The sequence below is a fragment of the Bacteroidia bacterium genome (genome assembly GCA_016218155.1).
GTDB lineage: Bacteria > Bacteroidota > Bacteroidia > Bacteroidales > GWA2-32-17 > GWA2-32-17.
The window spans coordinates 1-1350 of record JACREQ010000054.1 but is presented as its reverse complement, the minus strand read 5'-3'; the positions used below and the strand labels follow the sequence as shown (position 1 = coordinate 1350).

1 protein-coding gene is annotated in these 1350 nt (G+C 31.6%); it reads left to right on the top strand.

Features of this window, described 5'->3' with window-relative positions; all coding sequences use genetic code 11:
• The first annotated feature begins 222 nt into the window (after positions 1-222).
• Positions 223-1146, top strand: coding sequence for a T9SS type A sorting domain-containing protein (locus HY951_10235; GenBank protein ID MBI5540425.1), 924 nt, complete (start codon positions 223-225; stop codon positions 1144-1146).
• The last annotated feature ends 204 nt before the right edge of the window (positions 1147-1350 follow it).

Below are 1350 nucleotides of genomic sequence, written 5' to 3'. Positions count from 1 at the left end.
TTTTCAAAATATTATCACAATTTCTATTGAAAAATATTTTTTTAGCTTGCTTAATAGCTTTATATTTGATTAAAAATTTATGAAAAATTAGTTTTTAGACAAACTGCCGTTACAGGTAATTTTCTTGCAAAATTTAATTCTTCAGGTAATTGCATAAAAGTTAATACCAATTTTACAGGATGTTATATAGGAGGAATTTCTTTTAAAAAAGGAAATCTTTATTTGTTCGGAGCTGTAAATAATGACACTATTCTTTTGGATACATTAACTCAAATCTTTTCTTACCAAAATAATTCTTTCATTTCTAAATTTGATACTGATTTAAAAATGAAATGGGCAAAATTTATGACAACAAGCTCTATTTATACAGGTGTATCTGATATTAGCACTGATTCAGTTTGCAATAGTTACATTGTTGGTAAATTTCAACCGAATATAAACTTTGGTTCAGTTAATCTTACTACTTCCGGTCCAGAAGATTTATTTATAGCAAAATACGATTCAAATGGTGTATTTCAATGGGCAAGGCAGGGTTATAATACAACAGGAGGCGTATATTCGCCATTTATTAAATCACTGAATAACGGCGATTTTTATATTGCAGGTCCTTATGACGGCACAGAGCTGAAATTCGGAACTTTTACAATTTCTTATGTAAATGCATACATAGCAAGATATGATAATGCCGGTAATGCTTTAAATGTAATTACTTTGCCCGGCAGTGGGTACTGCGAAGGTTTATCGGTTGATACAGCAGATAATTTTTGTATTATAGGATATTTTGGTGGTACTTTAAATATTGGAGCCTACAGCGTAACTTCTCATGGTTTTGGCGATGTATATGTAGCCAAACATGATATGATTACACGCGAAGGTTTAAAAATGTTAAACACAAATAACCAGCTTATTATTTATGCCAACCCCAATGCAGGCAAATGCACTATAACAATACCCAATGAGTTTAATACCGAAACAAAACTAACCCTGCAAATATTCGATAACACAGGCCACTTATTACAACAAACCCCTGTAGAAATGCTCCAGGATAAAATTAGCGTAAACATAACAGCCGAAGCAAAAGGAACATACACGGCTGTATTAAGCAATGGTAAGAAATCATATACGGGGAAGATAATATTTGAGTAAAAACAAAAGGAATAGTAAGCAAAACACTTACTATTCCTTTAAAAATATTATGAAAACAATAAATGTAATTCTTAAAATGCAAAAGTTATTAGGTTTACGCCTTATACCTTATACCTTATGCCTTTTTCTGACTTTTAACTTTCAGTTTTCAACTTCAAACTGCTTTTCCCAGTCATGGCAATGGGCAAAATCAGGAGGTGGTGC